This window comes from Buchnera aphidicola (Melaphis rhois), from assembly GCF_005080745.1.
Classification (GTDB): Bacteria; Pseudomonadota; Gammaproteobacteria; order Enterobacterales; family Enterobacteriaceae; genus Buchnera_B; species Buchnera_B aphidicola_AT.
Genome location: NZ_CP033004.1, coordinates 139,384 through 159,142, shown reverse-complemented (window position 1 = coordinate 159,142; position 19,759 = coordinate 139,384). Strand labels below are relative to the sequence as shown.

Annotated in this window: 17 protein-coding genes; 12 read left to right on the top strand and 5 right to left on the bottom strand. The window is 26.6% G+C overall.

Features of this window, described 5'->3' with window-relative positions:
- Positions 1-40: 40 nt before the first annotated feature.
- Positions 41-1,180 carry a molecular chaperone DnaJ gene (dnaJ, locus tag D9V73_RS00715; RefSeq protein ID WP_158336376.1) on the top strand — a complete coding sequence of 380 codons (1,140 nt, stop codon included), beginning with the start codon at positions 41-43 and terminating at the stop codon, positions 1,178-1,180.
- A gap of 78 nt (positions 1,181-1,258) precedes the next feature.
- Here the strand turns inward: dnaJ and rpsT are convergent, their stop codons facing one another.
- Positions 1,259-1,522: a 30S ribosomal protein S20 gene (gene rpsT / locus D9V73_RS00710; RefSeq protein ID WP_158336375.1), complete on the bottom strand. Its 264-nt coding sequence runs from the start codon at positions 1,520-1,522 to the stop codon at positions 1,259-1,261.
- A 214-nt stretch (positions 1,523-1,736) separates the two neighbouring features.
- Between rpsT and ribF the strand changes: the two genes are divergently transcribed.
- The 8 genes from ribF to folA all read left to right on the top strand — a co-directional run bounded on the left by ribF (position 1,737) and on the right by folA (position 12,954).
- On the top strand, positions 1,737-2,684 hold the full coding sequence (gene ribF / locus D9V73_RS00705; RefSeq protein WP_158336374.1) for a bifunctional riboflavin kinase/FAD synthetase: 948 nt from the start codon (positions 1,737-1,739) through the stop codon (positions 2,682-2,684).
- 21 nt (positions 2,685-2,705) lie between these two features.
- Positions 2,706-5,525 (top strand): isoleucine--tRNA ligase, encoded by a 2,820-nt coding sequence (gene ileS, locus D9V73_RS00700; protein ID WP_158336373.1) that lies wholly within the window; start codon positions 2,706-2,708, stop codon positions 5,523-5,525.
- On the top strand, positions 5,525-6,010 hold the full coding sequence (gene lspA, locus D9V73_RS00695) for a signal peptidase II (RefSeq protein WP_158336372.1): 486 nt from the start codon (positions 5,525-5,527) through the stop codon (positions 6,008-6,010). Before ileS ends, lspA begins: the two co-directional genes overlap by 1 nt.
- Before the next feature lie 87 nt (positions 6,011-6,097).
- Positions 6,098-7,045: a 4-hydroxy-3-methylbut-2-enyl diphosphate reductase gene (gene ispH / locus D9V73_RS00690; protein WP_158336371.1), complete on the top strand. Its 948-nt coding sequence runs from the start codon at positions 6,098-6,100 to the stop codon at positions 7,043-7,045.
- 26 nt (positions 7,046-7,071) lie between these two features.
- Complete coding sequence (gene dapB, locus D9V73_RS00685) at positions 7,072-7,893, top strand: 4-hydroxy-tetrahydrodipicolinate reductase (RefSeq protein ID WP_158336370.1); 822 nt, start codon at positions 7,072-7,074, stop codon at positions 7,891-7,893.
- A gap of 109 nt (positions 7,894-8,002) precedes the next feature.
- Positions 8,003-9,193 carry a glutamine-hydrolyzing carbamoyl-phosphate synthase small subunit gene (carA, locus tag D9V73_RS00680; RefSeq protein ID WP_261979200.1) on the top strand — a complete coding sequence of 397 codons (1,191 nt, stop codon included), beginning with the start codon at positions 8,003-8,005 and terminating at the stop codon, positions 9,191-9,193.
- Positions 9,172-12,399, top strand: coding sequence for a carbamoyl-phosphate synthase large subunit (gene carB, locus D9V73_RS00675; protein WP_158336368.1), 3,228 nt, complete (start codon positions 9,172-9,174; stop codon positions 12,397-12,399). Before carA ends, carB begins: the two co-directional genes overlap by 22 nt.
- A gap of 63 nt (positions 12,400-12,462) precedes the next feature.
- Positions 12,463-12,954 carry a type 3 dihydrofolate reductase gene (gene folA, locus D9V73_RS00670; RefSeq protein WP_158336367.1) on the top strand — a complete coding sequence of 164 codons (492 nt, stop codon included), beginning with the start codon at positions 12,463-12,465 and terminating at the stop codon, positions 12,952-12,954.
- A 14-nt stretch (positions 12,955-12,968) separates the two neighbouring features.
- On the opposite strand, the gene D9V73_RS00665 is transcribed toward folA, so the two are convergent.
- A complete protein-coding gene (locus D9V73_RS00665) occupies positions 12,969-13,793 on the bottom strand; it encodes a symmetrical bis(5'-nucleosyl)-tetraphosphatase (RefSeq protein ID WP_158336366.1) in 825 nt (274 codons plus the stop codon).
- Positions 13,794-13,851: 58 nt separating this feature from the next.
- A complete protein-coding gene (gene rsmA, locus D9V73_RS00660; protein ID WP_158336365.1) occupies positions 13,852-14,646 on the bottom strand; it encodes a 16S rRNA (adenine(1518)-N(6)/adenine(1519)-N(6))-dimethyltransferase RsmA in 795 nt (264 codons plus the stop codon).
- A 625-nt stretch (positions 14,647-15,271) separates the two neighbouring features.
- Here rsmA and D9V73_RS00655 point away from each other — a divergent pair.
- Entirely contained in the window at positions 15,272-15,880 is a 609-nt protein-coding gene (locus D9V73_RS00655) for a DedA family protein (RefSeq protein WP_158336364.1), read from the top strand.
- A 344-nt stretch (positions 15,881-16,224) separates the two neighbouring features.
- Here the strand turns inward: D9V73_RS00655 and rplY are convergent, their stop codons facing one another.
- Both rplY and nfo read right to left on the bottom strand, forming a co-directional pair.
- Positions 16,225-16,512 carry a 50S ribosomal protein L25 gene (gene rplY, locus D9V73_RS00650; protein ID WP_158336362.1) on the bottom strand — a complete coding sequence of 96 codons (288 nt, stop codon included), beginning with the start codon at positions 16,510-16,512 and terminating at the stop codon, positions 16,225-16,227.
- Positions 16,513-16,630: 118 nt separating this feature from the next.
- The gene (nfo, locus tag D9V73_RS00645; RefSeq protein ID WP_158336360.1) at positions 16,631-17,467 is read right to left on the bottom strand and encodes a deoxyribonuclease IV; all 837 of its coding nucleotides are present in this window, start codon (positions 17,465-17,467) and stop codon (positions 16,631-16,633) included.
- Between the two features lie 502 nt (positions 17,468-17,969).
- Here nfo and glyQ point away from each other — a divergent pair.
- Complete coding sequence (glyQ, locus tag D9V73_RS00640; RefSeq protein WP_158336358.1) at positions 17,970-18,842, top strand: glycine--tRNA ligase subunit alpha; 873 nt, start codon at positions 17,970-17,972, stop codon at positions 18,840-18,842.
- Between the two features lie 44 nt (positions 18,843-18,886).
- A partial coding sequence (locus D9V73_RS00635) for a glycine--tRNA ligase subunit beta (protein WP_158336770.1) occupies positions 18,887-19,759 on the top strand: 873 nt, incomplete at its 3' end.

Here is a 19,759-nt window from a genome sequence, read left to right as displayed (position 1 = left end):
ATTATGCTCGTAAAAATTTGTGCAATCAGGAAAAGAACGAATGTCAAAAAAAGATTATTACCAAATTTTAGGAGTTAGTCAATCATCTGACGATAGAGACATAAAAAAAGCATATAAAAAGCTGGCTATGAAATATCACCCAGATAGAAATCCTGGTAGCAAAATAGCTGAAGAAAAATTTAAACAAATAAAAGAGGCTTATGAAGTCCTTAATGATTCAAAAAAAAGAGCTGCGTATGATCAATATGGACATACAGCATTCGAACAAGGAAATTCCAGCAATCATACATTTACTCATACCTTTAGTACTAACTCAGACTTTAGCGACATATTTGGTGACGTATTTGGAGATATATTCAGTGGTAGAAAAACAAGAAAAGCTTCTCAAGGATCTAATTTACGTTATAACATGAACCTTACTTTAGAAGAAGCTGTCAAAGGAACAACAAAAACAATTCAAATTCCAACTCTACAGATATGCTCATCTTGTAATGGATACGGAACTCAATCAGGATCTAAACCTCAAAATTGCCTAAAATGCCATGGAAATGGACAAATACAAATTCGAAAAGGATTTTTTACTGTTCAACAAACGTGTCCTCAGTGTCAAGGTAAAGGTAGTGTAATACAATTTCCTTGTTATACATGTAATGGACATGGGAGAATAGAAAAATCTAAAATTTTATCAGTCAAAATCCCTCCTGGAGTAAATACAGATGATCAAATTCGTTTAAATAATGAAGGAGAAGCAGGTGAAAATGGAGCAGCTTCTGGTGATTTATATGTACAAATTTCAGTGAAAAAACATCCTATTTTTTCACGAGAAGAAAACAATTTATATTGTGAAGTACCAATTAGCTTTTCTATGGCTGCTCTAGGAGGAGAAATTGAAGTACCAACGTTAGATGGTAAGGTTAAGTTAAGAATTCCATCAGAAACACAATCAGGAAAACTATTTAGAATTAAAGAAAAAGGGGTAAAATCTATTAGAAATAACAAAAAAGGAGATTTATTATGTCGAGTAATTGTAGAAACACCGGTAAATCTTAGCGAACAACAAAAATATCTTTTATACCAATTAGGCGAAAGCTTCGGAGGTTTTAAAGGAGAAAAAAATAGCCCCCGATCAAAACGATTCTTCGAGGGAGTAAAAAGGTTTTTTGATGATCTTACTAAATAAATTTTAAAAAATTTGCTTCTATATAATATTTGTATGGAAGCAAATTTTTAAAATACATACGTATGTCATATTACAATGCTAAGATAGAGACTTTATCTTATGTTCTAAATTTGATTTATGTCGTGCGGCTTTATTTTTGTGAATTAAACCTTTAGTTGCATATCTATCTAGAATAGACTGCATTTTACTAAATTCTAACTTAGCCTTATCTTTGTTTCCTGACGATATTTCAAGGTTCACTTTTTTCATTAAAGTTTTAATTTGAGATTTTTTACTAAAATTAGAACGCCTCTTTTTTTCAGATTGTATTGCATGCTTTCTAGCTGATTTGATGTTTGCCAAAATATATACTCCTATATAATATTAAATAACTTTACATCTTTCATGGATAATATGTATTATAAAAGCTGAATGCATATTTTATCACATCTATATATTATTTTAAATAACCTACTATAATTCTAGATAATTCAAAAAAAACTATTAATTAGAAATATGAAATATAGTTTTTAAATTAAAATAGCTACACCAAATTTTATTATCAATTGCTATTACAATGAAACTAATACGAAATATAAACAATCTTAAATTTCAAACTAATTCCTGTATATTAACGATAGGAAATTTTGACGGAGTACATTTAGGACATCAAAAATTATTAAATATAGTTTGTAAAAAAAAGAAAGAACATAATAAACCAATCATTGTAACTATATTTGAACCATACCCTCTAGAATTTTTTTGTTCTGAAAATCCTCCTGTTCGATTAATGAACTTTCGAGAAAAAATACAATACCTATCTCAATGGAATATTGATGCGATATTGTGTATTTACTTTAATAAATCATTTTCCTCATTAAGTCCAATGAATTTTATTACTAATATCATGGTTAAAAAACTAAATGTTTTCTTTTTAGCTGTTGGAAAAAACTTTTGTTTCGGATCAAATAGACAAGGTAATACTATTTTATTAAAAAGCATAGGAAAACATTATAAATTTTCGGTCCATACAACCAAAATACTAAAAATAAACGAGATAGAAGTAAGCAGTACAGCTATTAGACAAGCGTTAAAAAATAACAATTTGAAATTAGCTAAAATGTTATTGGGACGATCTTTTAGTATGTCTGGAAAAGTAACATATGGTAAAAAAAATGGAACTAAAATAGGCTTTCCAACAGCCAATATCGAATTGAATAAAAATAACTCTCCAATCTATGGTGTATTTATAGTAAAAGTATTTATACTTTCGTTAAAAAGAATGTTTTTTGGAGTAGCTAATATTGGAACTCAACCTACTATGAATGGAAAAACACAAAAACTCGAAGTACATTTGATAGATTCATCACTTAACCTATACAAGCAATACATAAAAGTTATATTTATCAAAAAAATACGAGATGAAATTTTTTTTACTTCTATAAAAAACTTAAAAGAGCAAATTATGTGTGATATTAGTAAAGCTCGTTTGCACTTTAATAATCAAATTCATAAGAAATTATAAACATTCTATAAGAGACACGAAATGACAGATTACAAATCAACCTTGAATTTACCTCATACAAACTTTTCTATGAAAGGAAATTTATCTATAAAAGAGCCAGAAATACTCAAAAAGTGGAAGAAAAACAATATTTATGAAATCATTAGACAAGCCAAAAAAGGAAAAGAAAATTTTTTTTTAAATGATGGACCACCTTATGCTAATGGAAATATTCACATTGGACATGCAGTAAATAAAATTTTAAAAGATATCATAATTAAATCAAAAAATATGTCAGGATTTGATGCACCATATACTCCTTCTTGGGATTGTCATGGATTGCCTATTGAACATAAAATTGAAAAAATTAATAAGAAAAAACAACGAAACAGCACTCTACAAAACTTTCAGAAACAATGCAGAGAATATGCTAATGATCAAGTAAATAAACAAAAAATAGAATTTATTAGATTAGGTGTGTTAGGAGACTGGAATAATGCATATTTAACTATGCAATTCCAAAATGAAGCGAACATTATAAAAACTTTCGCTAAGATGATAAAATTAGGATATATTTATAAAGACTTTAAACCAGTAAATTGGTGTATTAGTTGTCGGTCATCACTAGCAGAAGCAGAAGTTGAATATTACTCTAAAAAAACTATATCTACTTTTGTCAAATTTAAAATTGCTAATAACAATGTCATAAAAAATATATTTAACGTTACTAACTTAAAAAATACGACACATATAATAATATGGACAACTACACCCTGGAGTTTACCAGCAAGTCGAGCTATTACGTTAAACCCAAGTTTTAATTATCAACTTATCCAGACGCCAAACCAAACATTAATATTAGCCAAAGAGTTAGTTGAACAAACTATGGAAAAATGTGAGATTAAAGAATGGAATGTTTTGAGTACAGTACTTGGAAATGTCCTCGAAAATTTGCAATTTATTCATCCATTTCTAAACATTTATATTCCAATAATTTTATCAAAACATGTAACTTTAGAACTAGGAACAGGAGCTGTACATACAGCTTCAGAATTTGGAAATGAAGATTATGACATCAGTAAAAAATACGGAATTCATATTACAAAAACAATTGACGAACATGGAAACTTTCTACCTAACATTCATCCCAAATTAAATGGAATAAATATTTTAAAATCTACAAAAATTATTATTGAAATACTGAAAAAAAATAACACTTTACTTAAAACTGAAATTTTTATTCATAGTTATCCACACTGTTGGAGACATCAAACACCTGTTATTTCTCGGGCTACCCCACAATGGTTTATTAAAATGGATCATAAAAATTTGAGGAAAAATTGTATAGAACAAATACAAAAAGTAAAGTGGATACCTAATTGGGGAAAAGAAAAGATGATTGATATGATATTGCATCGTCCAGATTGGTGTATATCTAGGCAAAGAACATGGGGTGTTCCTATCCCTATTTTTTATCATAAAATAACAGGAGAACTACATCCACAACTCTTGTTAATTATAGAAAATCTTGTACATAACGTAAAAAAACACGGAATACAAGCATGGATGAACATAGATAAAAATGAATTATTAAAATATAAATTAAATGAATATATCAAAGTAACAGACATTTTGGACGTTTGGTTTGAATCTGGATCTATCATGCTTTCTGATATATATAAAAAAAAATTCAGCCATAATAATATTTCAAACGTATATATAGAAGGATCAGATCAACATCGAGGCTGGTTTATGTCTTCTTTGATAATATCTATTGCTATTAATCAAACTACACCATATCACAAAGTTATTACACATGGGTTTACCGTAGATAAAAACGGAAAAAAAATGTCTAAATCTATTGGAAATACCATTCATCCAAATGATATAATTCAAAAATTTGGAGCTGATATATTAAGGTTATGGGTAGCCTCTACTGACTATTCGAAAGAGATCTCTATTTCTGATAACATTCTCAAACAAATATCTGACAATTATAGAAAAATTCGAAATACAGCCAGATTTCTTCTTGCAAATCTATATAAATTTGATCCAGATAGCGAAATGGTACCTTCTAAAGATATGATAGCATTAGATCAATGGGCAGTAGATAAAACACTCGATACTCAAAACAAAATAATAAACAGCTACAAAAATTATAACTTTCATGATGTAATTAAACGTATAATGTATTTTTGTTCTATAGAAATGAGTTCGTTTTATTTAGATATAATAAAAGACAGACAATATTTAATAAAATCTAAAAACATTGCAAGAAAGAGCTGTCAAAGTGCCATGTATTTAATTTTAGATTCATTGATAAGATGGATTACGCCTATTTTATCATTTACTGCAGATGAACTCTGGGATTATTTACCAGGAAAAAAAAATAAATTTGTATTTACTGAAGAATGGTCTAATAAACTATTTTATCTCAATAACAACAATATAATGAATAACCAATATTGGAATGAATTATTGATAATTAAAAGTGAAGTAAACAAAGTACTAGATATTGCTAGAAAAAACAAAGAATTAGGAAATTCTTTAGAATCATTAATTGTATTATACATAGATCAAGATATTAAAAAAAAACTAGAACTATTAAAAAACGAACTAAAATTTTTATTTTTAACATCAAAAATTCAGATCAAAAGTTATTCCTCTGCTCCTGATAATGCTATAAAAAGTAAATTAATAAAAAATTTTAAAATATATATTACAAAACTAGACGGGGAAAAATGCATAAGATGCTGGCATGTTATTGCTAAACAAAAAGACATAAATACTAAATTAAAAATATGTACAAGATGTATGTTGAATACCACAACAGGATTGGGTGAAATACGAAAGTTTCTATAATGAAAAAAATACTAACCTTAAACTTACTAGTTTCACTAAATATTACTAGTATAGTAGTACTATTAGACATATTAAGTAAACAGTGGGTAATTAATCATTTATCTTTATTTGAAGTAAAACCTATCACTTCAATATTAAATATATTTCACACACACAATTATGGACTAGCATTCAGTATTTTTTCTAATATTGTTAAAAACAGCAAATATTTTTTATATTTATTAAATATTTTAATTATAATCATAATATTAAAAATGATATATTCTATCCAAAACAATAAGATACATAATAATATTCTTTATACTTTAATTATTAGTGGTGCTATCGGAAATTTAATAGATCGATTGCGCTTTGGATTTGTTATAGACTTCATTGATATTCACCTTAAAGATTGGCATTTTGCTACGTTTAATATAGCTGATATAAGTATTCTTTTAGGTAGTGTCATGATGATGTATACACACTTTAATCAAAAAAATAAATGATATTTTACTTATCTAGAAATAATATATTGATGTAAGTCTAAAAAGTCATTAAATGAAATTTTAACATATAAACTCTTAAGAACATATATGAAAATTTTTTTAGCAAATCCAAGGGGGTTTTGTGCAGGCGTAAAACGTGCAATTAATATTGTTAACATTGCACTCAAAGCTTGGGGAAAACCTATTTACGTAAATCATGAAATAGTACATAATACTTACATAACAAATTATTTAAAATCGAAAGGTGTAATTTTTAACGAAAAAATTCGTTCTATCCCATTAGGATCAATACTAATCTTTTCAGCACATGGAGTACCTAAAAGTTTAAGAAATGAAGCAATAAAAAGAAAACTAAGAATTATAGATGCAACTTGTCCATTAGTTAAAAAAGTACATAAAGAAGTATCACAAGCTAGTAATTTAGGATTCGAAGCAATACTGATAGGCACTCTAAAACATCCAGAAGTAGAAGGAACATTAGGGCAATACGATTATGACCAAGGTAAAATTTATCTCATAGAATCAGTTAAAGATGTTTCAAAATTAAAAGTAAATAATCCAAACAAACTAATGTTTATGACTCAAACTACACTATCTTTAGAACAAATTCATCCTATTATTATAGCATTACGCAAAAAATATCCTAATATCATTAGTCCTAAAAAACCAGATATTTGTTATGCTACCATAAATCGACAAATAGCAGTCAAAGAAATATCTAAAATATCTGACGCTATAATTATAATAGGTTCAAAGCATTCGTCTAATTCTAATCAATTAATGAAATTAGGAAGAAAGACAGGAAAATACACTGCTTTGATAAACTCTAAAAATGAAATTGATACAAATTACTTAAGTAATAATATTCAATCTATTGGAGTATCAGCTGGGGCTTCTACTCCAAATATTATCATTAAACAAGTAATAAAAAGATTAAGTAAAATAAAAAAAACAACTATACAAGAAATTTCTGGAATTAAAGAAAATATTACATTTAATCTTCCTAAAGAACTAAAAAATATAAAATTTAAATAACTTTTTAAGTAAAATAGGATAGTATCATGTATACAAAACCATTAAAAATTGCTATTTCAGGTGCTCTCGGAAAAATGGGAACAAATTTAATTAAAGAAATATGTAGAAATAATTATCGAAATATATTTCTCAGCTCTGCTATAGTAAAAAAAGGAAATATCTTTATTAAAAAAGATGTAGGAGAAATAATAGGAATAGGAAATATAGGTACTCTAATAACTGATTCACTTCAAAAAGAAATAAATAACTTTGATGTTCTCATCGATTTTACGAATCCACAAAATACAATAGACAATTTAAATATTTGTGCTTTAAATAAAAAAAAAATTGTCATCGGGACAACAGGCTTGTCTGAAACAGACATAAAAAAAATTAAACTATTATCTAACACCATTGGAATTGTTCTTTCACCAAACTATAGTATAGGTATTAATTTAATGCTAAAATTATTAAAAATAGCTACCTCTGTAGTAGGAAAAAACTCTGACATTGAAATCATTGAAGCACATCACAGAGAAAAAATAGACGCTCCTTCTGGAACAGCTATAGAAATGGGAAAAACAATATCCAACGTAATGAACTGGGATTTTGAAAAACAGGCGATATATACGAGAAAAGGTGTAAACAATAAACGCAAAAAAGATGAAATTGGTTTCTCTACCATACGTGCTGGTGATATAATAGGAAATCATAAAGTTATTTTTGCGAGTATTGGAGAGCGTATTGAAATTATGCACAAAGCAACTAATAGATTAGCGTTTTCTAAAGGAGCAATACGAGCAGCAATATGGTTGACATTACATAAAAAAATCGGATTATTTAATATGTATGACGTACTAAATATATAGTTCTAATTTATATAATTATGCATCAAATATTATATTTACAAAGAAAAATTATCAATTTTTATAATAAATAAATTACAACTATATTTTCTCGTTGGAGAACATTTTGAGTATAACAAAATCATTGTCTGAAGCAATATTAATCTTAGGAAATGGAACAATATTTTATGGAAAATCAATAGGTGATACAGGAGAAACACTAGGAGAAGTAGTATTTAATACCTCAATGACTGGATATCAAGAAATTCTAACCGATCCTTCTTATTTAAATCAAATAATAACTTTTACTTATCCACATATAGGAAACGTAGGAATTAATAAAAACGATTATGAATCTAATATTATCCACGCAAAAGGATTAATTGTTCGTGACATTTCAATAACTGATAGCAACTATCGAAGTGAAATGAGCTTATCACAGTATTTAATAAAAAATAAAATTATAGCGATTTCTGACATTGACACGAGAAAATTAACAAGAATATTAAGAACCTCTGGATCTCAATATGGCTGTATTATTTCAAAACGATCATTTAAAATGTCTGAAATATTAAAAAAACTCCAAAATATACAACACTTAAAAAATATAGACTTAGTAAAAACAGTAAGTACAAAATCTTATTATACTTGGAATAAAGGTAGTATACAGATCAACAAAAGAAAAAATCTTCCTACTTTTAAGAAACCACTTATTTTTCATATTGTAGTATACGATTTTGGAATAAAACATAACATACTACGAATATTAACCGATATGGGATGTCGATTAACAATTGTTCCAGCACAAACTTCTGCTAAAGAAGCGTTAAAGTTATTACCACACGGCATTTTTTTATCCAATGGGCCAGGAGATCCAAGACCGTGTTATTATGCTATTAACTCAATTAAAACATTTTTATCTATTAATATTCCAATTTTTGGAATATGCTTAGGACATCAATTATTAGCTTTAGCTAGCGGAGCAAAAATACAAAAAATGAAATTTGGGCATCATGGAGGTAATCATCCCGTAAAAGAAATAAAATCTAATACTGTTATAATTACTTCTCAAAATCATAATTTTACAGTTAATCCTAATAATCTTCCAAAAAACATCAAAATAACACACATTTCTCTTTTCGATGGAAGTATACAAGGATTGCATAGAACAGACAGAAATGCATTTAGTTTTCAAGGTCATCCCGAATCTAGTCCAGGACCACATGATGCAAGACCATTATTTAAACAATTCATAACTCTGATAAAAACTCATAATAACCATATTAGGTATAAAGGAGAAAAATGCCAAAACGTACCGACATAAAATCCATTTTAATACTCGGATCTGGTCCAATCGTTATTGGACAAGCATGCGAATTCGATTACTCTGGAGCCCAAGCATGTAAATCACTCAAAGAAGTAGGATATAAAATTATTTTAGTAAATTCAAATCCAGCTACTATAATGACCGATCCTGATATGGCTGATGCTACATATATTGAACCTATACACTGGAAAATTATTAAAAAAATTATACATAAAGAAAAACCGAATGCCATATTACCTACTATGGGAGGACAAACTGCTCTAAACTGTGTCTTAGATTTAAGTATAAATGGAGTATTAGACGAATATAAGATAGAAGTCATAGGAGCTACCATTGAATCTATTCAAAAAGCTGAAAATAGAAGATTATTCGAAAAATCTATCAAAAAAATAGGGTTAAATACTTCAAAATCACAAATTGTTTGTAATTTAAGAGAAGCATTGCAATCCATACAAATAATAGGTTTTCCAGCAATAATTCGTCCTTCTTTTACTATGGGTGGAAGTGGAGGTGGAATAGCATATAACTATGAAGAATTTAAAGAAATTTGTGAAAGAGGATTAGAACTATCTCCATCTAAACAATTATTAATCGATGAATCTCTAATCGGATGGAAAGAATACGAAATGGAAGTAGTAAGAGATAAAAAAGATAATTGCATCATAATTTGCTCTATTGAAAATATAGATCCCATGGGGATACATACAGGGGATTCTATTACTGTGTCTCCCGCTCAAACCTTAACAGACAAAGAATACCAAATAATGAGAAATGCATCTATATCAATTTTAAGAGAAATTGGTATAGAAACAGGTGGAGCTAACGTACAGTTCGCTGTAAATCCCAACAACGGACATATGATTGTTATTGAAATGAACCCTCGTGTATCTAGATCATCTGCATTAGCATCTAAAGCCACAGGTTTTCCTATTGCTAAAATAGCAGCAAAATTAGCCGTTGGATACACATTAGACGAATTAAATAATGACCTAATAGGACTACATGCACCTGCCTCTTTTGAACCTACTATGGATTATGTAGTTACTAAAATACCTAGATTCAATTTTGAAAAATTTATAGGATGCAACGATCGACTAACAACACAAATGAAATCCGTCGGTGAAGTTATGGCTATTGGTAGAACTTTTCAAGAATCTATACAAAAAGCTATAATGGGACTTGAAATCGGAGCTAGTGGATTTGACCAAAAAATTTCAACAAAAACGTCAGACAGCATTAAAAAAATACATCGCGAACTTAGAGAGGCAGGATCTGATAGATTATGGTACATTGGAGATGCATTTCGAATAGGAATGTCTGTTAAAGATGTATTTAATCTAACGTTAATTGATAAATGGTTTTTAACTCAAATTAAAGAGCTAATAGAAATAGAAAACAAAATAAAAAACATAAATATAGAAAATATAGATTTTTCCTTTTTTCGATTACTAAAAAGAAAAGGGTTTTCTGATTGGAGAATTGCTATATTAACTAATAAATCTGAAAAAAAAATTAGAACAATTCGACATAATCTAAACTTACATCCAGTATACAAAAGAATTGATACTTGCGCAGCTGAATTCGAAAGTGAAACAGCCTATATGTATTCCACTTGGGAAGACGAATGCGAATCTAATCCAATTCATAATAGAAAAAAAATAATTATTTTAGGTGGAGGACCTAATCGAATAGGACAAGGAATCGAATTCGATTATTGCTGTGTTCATGCATCATTGGCTTTAAGAGAACATGGATTTGAAACTATAATTATTAATTGTAATCCAGAAACTGTATCAACTGATTATGATATATCAGATAGATTATATTTTGAACCAATAACTTTAGAAACAATTTTAGAAATCGTAAGAATAGAACAACCAAGTGGAGTTATTATACAATATGGAGGACAAACACCTTTAAAATTAGCACAAAAACTTGAAAAAGAAGGAGTACCTATTATAGGAACAAATTCAAATTCCATTGATAAAGCAGAAAACCGAAAAAGATTCCAAAAAATTGTATCTAATCTAAAATTAATGCAACCTGCTAATGCTACCGTAACAAATCTAGAAGATGCTATTAAACAAGCTAAAATTGTTAAATATCCAATTATGATTCGTCCATCATATGTCTTAGGAGGTAGAGAAATGGAAATTATCTATGATGAAAATTCTCTAAAAGAGTACTTTAACAACATTGTAATATCTAAAAATACAAATCCTATTCTATTAGATCATTATTTAGATAACGCTATTGAAGTAGATGTAGATGCTATTTGTGATGGAAATAACGTTTTAATTGGTGGTATTATGGAACATATCGAACAAGCCGGGGTACATTCTGGTGATTCAGCATGTTCTTTGCCTGCATATACATTAGACGTTAATATACAAAATACAATTAGACGCCAAGTTAGAAAACTTGCATTTGCATTATCTGTAAAAGGATTAATGAACATACAATTCGCAATACAACACAAAGAAGTATATGTATTAGAAGTCAATCCTAGAGCAGCAAGAACTATTCCGTTTGTTTCAAAATCTACTGGAATTGCATTAGCTAAAGTAGCTGCAAAAGTAATGATAGGTACTACTTTATTACAACAAGGTTATGTAAAAGAAATTATTCCATCTTATTTCTCAGTAAAGGAAGTAGTACTTCCTTTTAACAAATTTCAAGGATCTATTCCTGTACTTGGTCCAGAAATGAAATCTACTGGAGAAGTAATGGGGATAGGAAAAAACTTTTCTGAAGCATTTTCTAAAGCAATGTTAGGAGCACACATTAATATGAAAACAACAGGAAGAGTTTTACTATCTGTTAAAAATAGTGATAAGAAAAGAATTGTAAGTTTAGCTAAAAAACTCACAAAAATAGGATTTAAATTAGATGCAACATTAGGGACTTCGAAAATATTGAAAAATAACGGTATACACGTTAGAATAGTTAATAAAGTTCATGAGAGAAGACCGCATATACAAGATAGAATTAAAAATGGCGAATACACATATATAATAAATACTAGCGATTGTAACCAATCTATTCTTGATTCTAAAACAATCTGTCAAAATGCTTTACAATATCGAGTACATTATGATACTACATTAAATGGTGCCATTGCTACAATTATGGCTGTTAGTGAGTGTCCTATTAAAAATGTTGTATCCTTACAAGATAGGCATAAAACGAATTTCAAAAAATAGTATTTATATACTAAACTATTTTAAAACTAATTTAACTCTATTATATTTACTATATCAATTAAAATGAACATTAGTATTATTGCTGCCATATCAGAAAATTTTGTAATCGGAAAGAATAACTCTATACCTTGGCATATACCACTCGATTTAATTTGGTTTAAAAAACATACAATAAACAAAAGTATAATTATGGGAAGACTAACTTGGGATTCTATAAAATCTGAATTACCAATGAGACAAAACATTATATTAACTCGAAAAAATATAAAAAATTACAAAAATGTTAATTTCGTAAACTCTATTCAAAAAGCAATGCAATTAACAATTAACAAACGCGAAATAATGGTCATTGGTGGTAGTCAATTATATTTTCAAATGTTACCTCTAGCTAGTACACTTTACTTAACAAAAATACAAATTAATGTTCAAGGAGATTCTTATTTCCCAAAATATAAACATATGAAATGGAATAAAGTATTTGAAGAAAAACATAAAATTAATAAAAATAATAACTATAATTTTAAATTTCAAATTTTACATCGAATAAAAAAGTAAAACATTATCTTTACTTAACATACATTTTCAGATTTTTGATGAAACCATTTTTTGTCTTCAAATCGAAACATACTCAACATTCCCCCCCAACAACATCCAGTATCTAATGAAATAATCTTTAATGGAGTAATATTTCTTTTTAGAGAAGCCCAATGACCAAAAAAAATAAAATAATCTTGTAAACTACTATTTTTCATTGAAAACCATGGTAACATAGGAAATGTATCTATGGATGGTGTATTTTTATGCTTCATATCTAACGTTCCATTACAATAACAATATCTCATTTTTGTAAATACGTTTAAACTGAAACTCAAACTATCTAGATTTCTAGATGAATCATCAACATACTTTGTTATAGAACTATTAAATATAGTTTTAAAAAATATATCATAGTTTCTATTACATAGAATAGATTCTAATTTATTAGCATACATTTTAGCAGTTTTAATACTCCAAAAAGGATGAATTCCTGCATGCACCATAATAACTTTTTTATTTTCATCAATTTGTAACAAAGGTTGTTGACGCAACCAATCGATTAAATAATCGATATATTTAGATTTCAATATATTTAAAATAACATCACTCTCACATTTCTTACGTTTAATACTAGCATAAATAAAAATCAAATTAAGATCATGATTTCCTAAAACTACATGAGCATTCGAACCTAGAGAAGAAACAAATCGCATTACTTCAATAGATTTTAATCCTCTATTGACTAAATCCCCTGTTAACCATAAATGGTCTAACTTTTTATCAAATGAAACTTGCTCTAATAACTTCATTAACTCATCATAACAACCGTGAATATCACCGACAAAATACGTACTCATATAATATTATTACATCCATAATAAAATTTTTATTATTACACTAAATCAAAATTAATAATTAGCTTATATAATTTGATAATATACAATATTGAGTTATTGATAAATTTTCAGCACGCAATCTAGGATCAACTTTAAGTTTTATTAAAATATTTTCGCTAAATAACTCAGATAAACTGTGTTTTATCATTTTTCTTCTTTTATTAAAAGCTAATGCAGTAACTTTTTCCAAATTATGTATATTCTTAACATAATGTTCCTGATTTTTGTAAGGAACTAACCTTAAAAAAGTTGAACTCACTTTGGGAATAGGTCTAAAAGATCTCGGATAAACATCAAATAAACGCATAATTTTACAATGATATTGAGAAATAATGCTTAATCTTCCATAACTTTTTGTTCCTGGTAAAGCTACTAATCGATTGGCTACTTCTCTTTGAAACATAAAATTCATGTCAAAAATATTATCATATTTAAAAAGATACAATAATAATATTACCGAAATATTATACGGCAAATTTCCAAAAATTCGTATAGAATCATAATTTTTTTTTTCTATACACGAAAAATTAAATTTTAATACATCTTGTACAAAGATCTTTATAGAATTAACATTTCCAAAAGATAAAAATAATCTAGAAGCTAAATGTTTATCGTATTCTATTATAAATAGTTTGTTTAAAAATTTATGAATATGAGTTGTTAATGCACCTAATCCCGATCCAATTTCTATCATAATGTCTGTTTTTTTAGGATTGATACTATTTATAATATTACGAATAACGTCACTATCTATCAAAAAATTTTGACCTAAATTTTTATTAATAATGTGCTGATTATATTTTAATTTAATCATGTTGTCTCAAAACGAAAATCAAAATATCATACATTATAATAAAAAAAATGAATTAATGATATATTTATAAAAAATGTAAACTAATAATCTTATAAAACAACGTTTACTATTTAAAATAGAAATTTAATAATATATGTTAATTAATGTAATACATGACAAAAAAAATAAAATATTATTAATCAACATTTATATAAAACTATAATAATACTCATTAACTATACCAATTTACTACTTTGAAAAAATAACAAACAAACTATTCAGATAAAATGAAATATTTTAAACTTTGTAAAAAATACTACAACTAATAGATTTAACACAAAATGCATCTAACATGAAATATTTATATGTAATATTACTTGAGAAAACAAAAATTTTTATATACTATACATATAGTAAATTATTAAAGTACCTAAAATATATGCTTAAAACATATTCGTTTATGTATGAAAAATGTACTTTTTAAAATAACTGCACATATTTATATATGAATTAACAAAAACATTATAATCATTATTTAGCATTAAGAATATTGTTAAAATACTTTTCTAAGAAATTTCTAAGCATTATTCATACTCTAAAAAATTCTATTATCATTCAATATCTTATAAATAAAAAACGAGACAATATGGAAGATTGGTTTTTATATTTAATGACACAAACTATTTTTTATTCATTACCTATAATAACAATAGTAGCATTTCTAGAATCTCTAGCTTTAGTGGGATTATTTCTACCAGGAATTATATTAATGGCTGCTTTAGGTACATTAATCGGAAATGGAACACTAAATTTCTATTCAGCTTGGATAGCAGGATTTATTGGTTGTATATGCGGAGATTTAATTTCATACTACATTGGTTGGAAATTTAAACAATATTTAAATAACTTTTATTTATTAAAAAACAATAAAACTGTTCTCAGTCAAATAACAACTACATTAAATAACTATACTGCTGTTACGATACTAGTAGGGAAGTTTGTCGGACCTACTAGACCTTTAATACCTATGGTTTGTGGCATGCTAAATTTATCTTTAAAAAAATTTTCTGTCTCTACTATATTCGGATGTATATTATGGCCTCCTATATATTTTTTTCCAGGAATTATTACTGGAATAGCTATTAACACTGAACAAATAAAAAACAGCCTTAATTTTAAAATTTTTCTTTTTATAACTATTGCAGTAATCTGGATAGGTTTATGGATAACTTGGAAAGTTTTAAAAAAAAAATAATAATATTGTAAAAACAGTTTTCTAATGTAAAATATCTAATTACATAATTGCTACTAAACATAATAATCGACATAATCAGTGTATAATTATGCTATTACTACTATCTAAAAGCAATAATTATTTACTAATTATTATAAAAAATTTTTTTAAGATATGAGCAAAAACATATTTTAAACTTATAAAACATCTTTTTTCATTAAGACATAATACTATTATTTAATTTAATAAATTAGTGACTTAAACCTTATTCTATCGGCACGTCAAAATTTTTAGTTACTAAGTAATAGTAATTCTATTAATACTAAAAAAACTATGTTTTACGTGCCGATATACAAAAAAGTATACTATAATATTTGAGCAAAATCCATATGCAATATTTTCGGCTTAAACGCATGATGTTGAATGGATTGTATTTTAACGTTATATTCTATTTTATCTATTATTAAAAGTAGTTTTTCTTTATAAACATTAAAGTTAATCATAGTATTAAAAATAATATTGTGATCTAATTCTATACAAATATTAGATGTCAAACTACAATATAAAATCGCTGGAAACTTGTTGTTTAAGCGCAAGCGACGACTAGAACTTTTGCCTTCTTTGTCACGTCTAATTGCATTAATAGTTATCATTTATTTTCCAATTTATTAAATTACATACATATAGCACACATTCATTTTAAAATATATAAAATATTTATGTGTATAAATGTTTGTATATTTTATATCGATCATATAAATTTATATGTAGTTATAATGAACGCAACCAATGAATTTCTTTTTTCCAGAAATTTTTATTTTTTGTTTCTAATATAACAGGAAATCGTGTACAATCAATATTTTTTATAATCCATCTAAATGCTAACTTACCAATATATCCTTTTCCTAAATTATGATGTCGATCAGTTCGACTGTTAAATTTTGATTTAGAATCATTAAAATGCATTCCGCATAAATAATTCAATCCTACTATGCTATTAAAACAATTAAAAGTTTGCTCACATGATTGTTCTGTTCTTAAATCATAACCAGATGAAAATAGATGACATGTATCTAAACACACTCCAATACGAGTTTTATCTTCTATTTTATCAATAATAGAAATTAAATGCTCAAAAGAATAACCTACATTCGTTCCTTGTCCAGCTGTATTTTCTATAACTAATTTTACTTTAACAGTTTTTTCTAGTGCTAAATTAATTGAATCAGAAATTATTTCTAAACAATCTTTTTCACTAATTTTATTTAAATGACTTCCAGGATGAAAATTTAAAAGTTGCAATCCTAATTTTCGACACCTTACTATTTCATCAATAAAAGCTAACCTAGATTTATTTAAACAATCATGAAAGGGATGACCTAAATTAATTAAATAACCACTGTGAGGCAAAATTTGATGTGACGAATAATTAAAAGTTTTACATGCTAATTTAAAATTAGAAATTTTCTCGTTATTAAATGTAACTGTAGTCCATCTTAACGGATTATTAGTAAACAAAGCAAAAGCAGTAGCTCCTAGCTTATGCGCTCTAATAACAGCTTTATCTAGACCTCCTAACACACTAACATGCGCTCCTATGTATCTCATCTCCATTCCTATAAAATATTACACTAATTTATTTTATCTTAAATATTACATTTTAAAAGTTATATTAATAGTTTTTTAATATAATGCCATTTTAAATACATGAATAAAATAACGATATTACAATATTTTATACACATTGTTTCAATGTAATTAAATACTATTTTAAAATCTATATATTATTAAAAATAACTAATGTACTCTAAAAGTATCATTAATTCTCTTTCATATTATTTAACAAAAAAAAATAAATTATTATAATATTTAATAAAATAAATATAAAGTAACATATTATTTAGCTCTTATTAATACTACATATTTAACAAACTATAATTTTACTTTTTTTTAAAACTGATTTATTTATAATAAATGCATCCAAAATAAAAATGTTGTTTCGAGTTACCACAAAATATTTTAGAATTTATCACTATTAACAATATTATTTAATAAAGCATATTTAAAACAATGTTAAAAACACTTTATGTTACCAGGTTGGGGAAGCTAAATGGATAATTTAAAAACATTTCATCAAATAATTTGTATTTTAAAAAAATATTGGTACAACCAAAGTTGTACGATTATTCAACCATTAGATATACCTATAGGAGCTGGTACTTTTCATCACAAAACATTTTTTGGAGCTATTGGTACCGAACCTACTGCTTTCGCATACGTACAAGCTTCAAGACGACCATCTGATGGAAGATATGGAACAAATCCTAATAGATTACAACACTACTATCAATTTCAAGTAATCATAAAACCTACGCCAAATAATATTCAAAACTTATACTTACAATCATTAAAAGCACTCAATATAAACCTAAAAACTAATGATATACGATTTATAGAAGATAATTGGGAAAACCCTACATTAGGAGCACGCGGTCAAGGATGGGAAGTTTGGATAAATGGAATGGAAATAACACAGTTTACTTACTTCCAACAAATGGGAGGAATAAGCTGCAATCCTATTTCTACTGAAATAACATATGGTTTAGAACGAATAGCGCTACATATACAAAATAAAGATAATATATACAACCTTATTTGGAGTAATAATAAAAAGAACATAACGTACGGAAATTTATTTTTAAAAAATGAATTAGAACATTCCATCTATAATTTTGAATATTCTAATATGGATGTTTGTTCTAATTTATTCAATATACATATGAAAGAAGCAAAAAAAATAATAAATTTATCTAAACCTCTACTATTACCAGCATATGAACATGCATTATATGGAATACATTACTTTAATTTATTAGATGCCAAACGAGCTTTTTCTACTACTGAACGTCAACAATATATTTTATATATTCGATCTATTATAAAACAGATCGCAGAAAAATATTATTACTTTAAAACAAGTTAAAATTTATTTTTTTTAAATATAAAAATAATAGAGGCTGATTAGATATGAATAAAACATTCTTAATAGAAGTTGGAATCGAGGAATTACCTCCAAAGTCACTACGTACTATAGCTGAAACTTTTCAAAGTAACATGGTACATTCATTAATTAAAAACAACATAAAATATAAAACAATATTGTGGTTTGCTACACCACGGCGGATAGCCATAAAAATAGAAAAATTAAATACAAATATTACTAAAATCAAAAAATACAAAGGACCTTCAATTACTAATGCTTTTAACCATTTAGGATATCCAACTAAATCAACTCAATGTTGGATAAAAAAACTAGGAATTACAATTAATCAGGTATCTCGAATAAAAGAAAAAAACAAAGAATGGTTATATTACGAATGTTCCGTTGATAATAATCAAACAATTGAAAAAAAACTTATAGAAATGTCTATTTTCTCCATTACACATATTTCTGTATCTAATTCTATGAAATGGAACACAGAAAATATACAATTTTCTCGCCCAATTCGAAATATAGTCATGCTATTAGATAATAAACTAATAAAAGACAAAATATTAGGAATAAAAACTAATAGATTACTTTTTAGACATACTCTTATACAAGAAAATATAATTCGTCTCTCCCACGCACATGAATATCCAGCAATATTATTAAAGTCTGGTAAAATTATAGCCGACTACACTATACGAAAAAATAAAATTCAAGTTGAATCTGAAAATATAGTTAATACAATAGGAGGGTATTTAAAAATAAGAAACATACTGCTAGAAGAAATTACTTCATTAGTGGAATGGCCTGTGGTTTTATTAGCTAATTTTAATAAAACATTTCTTAGTCTTCCTCATGAATTACTAATACATATTATAGAAAATCAACAAAAACATTTTGCTATATACAAT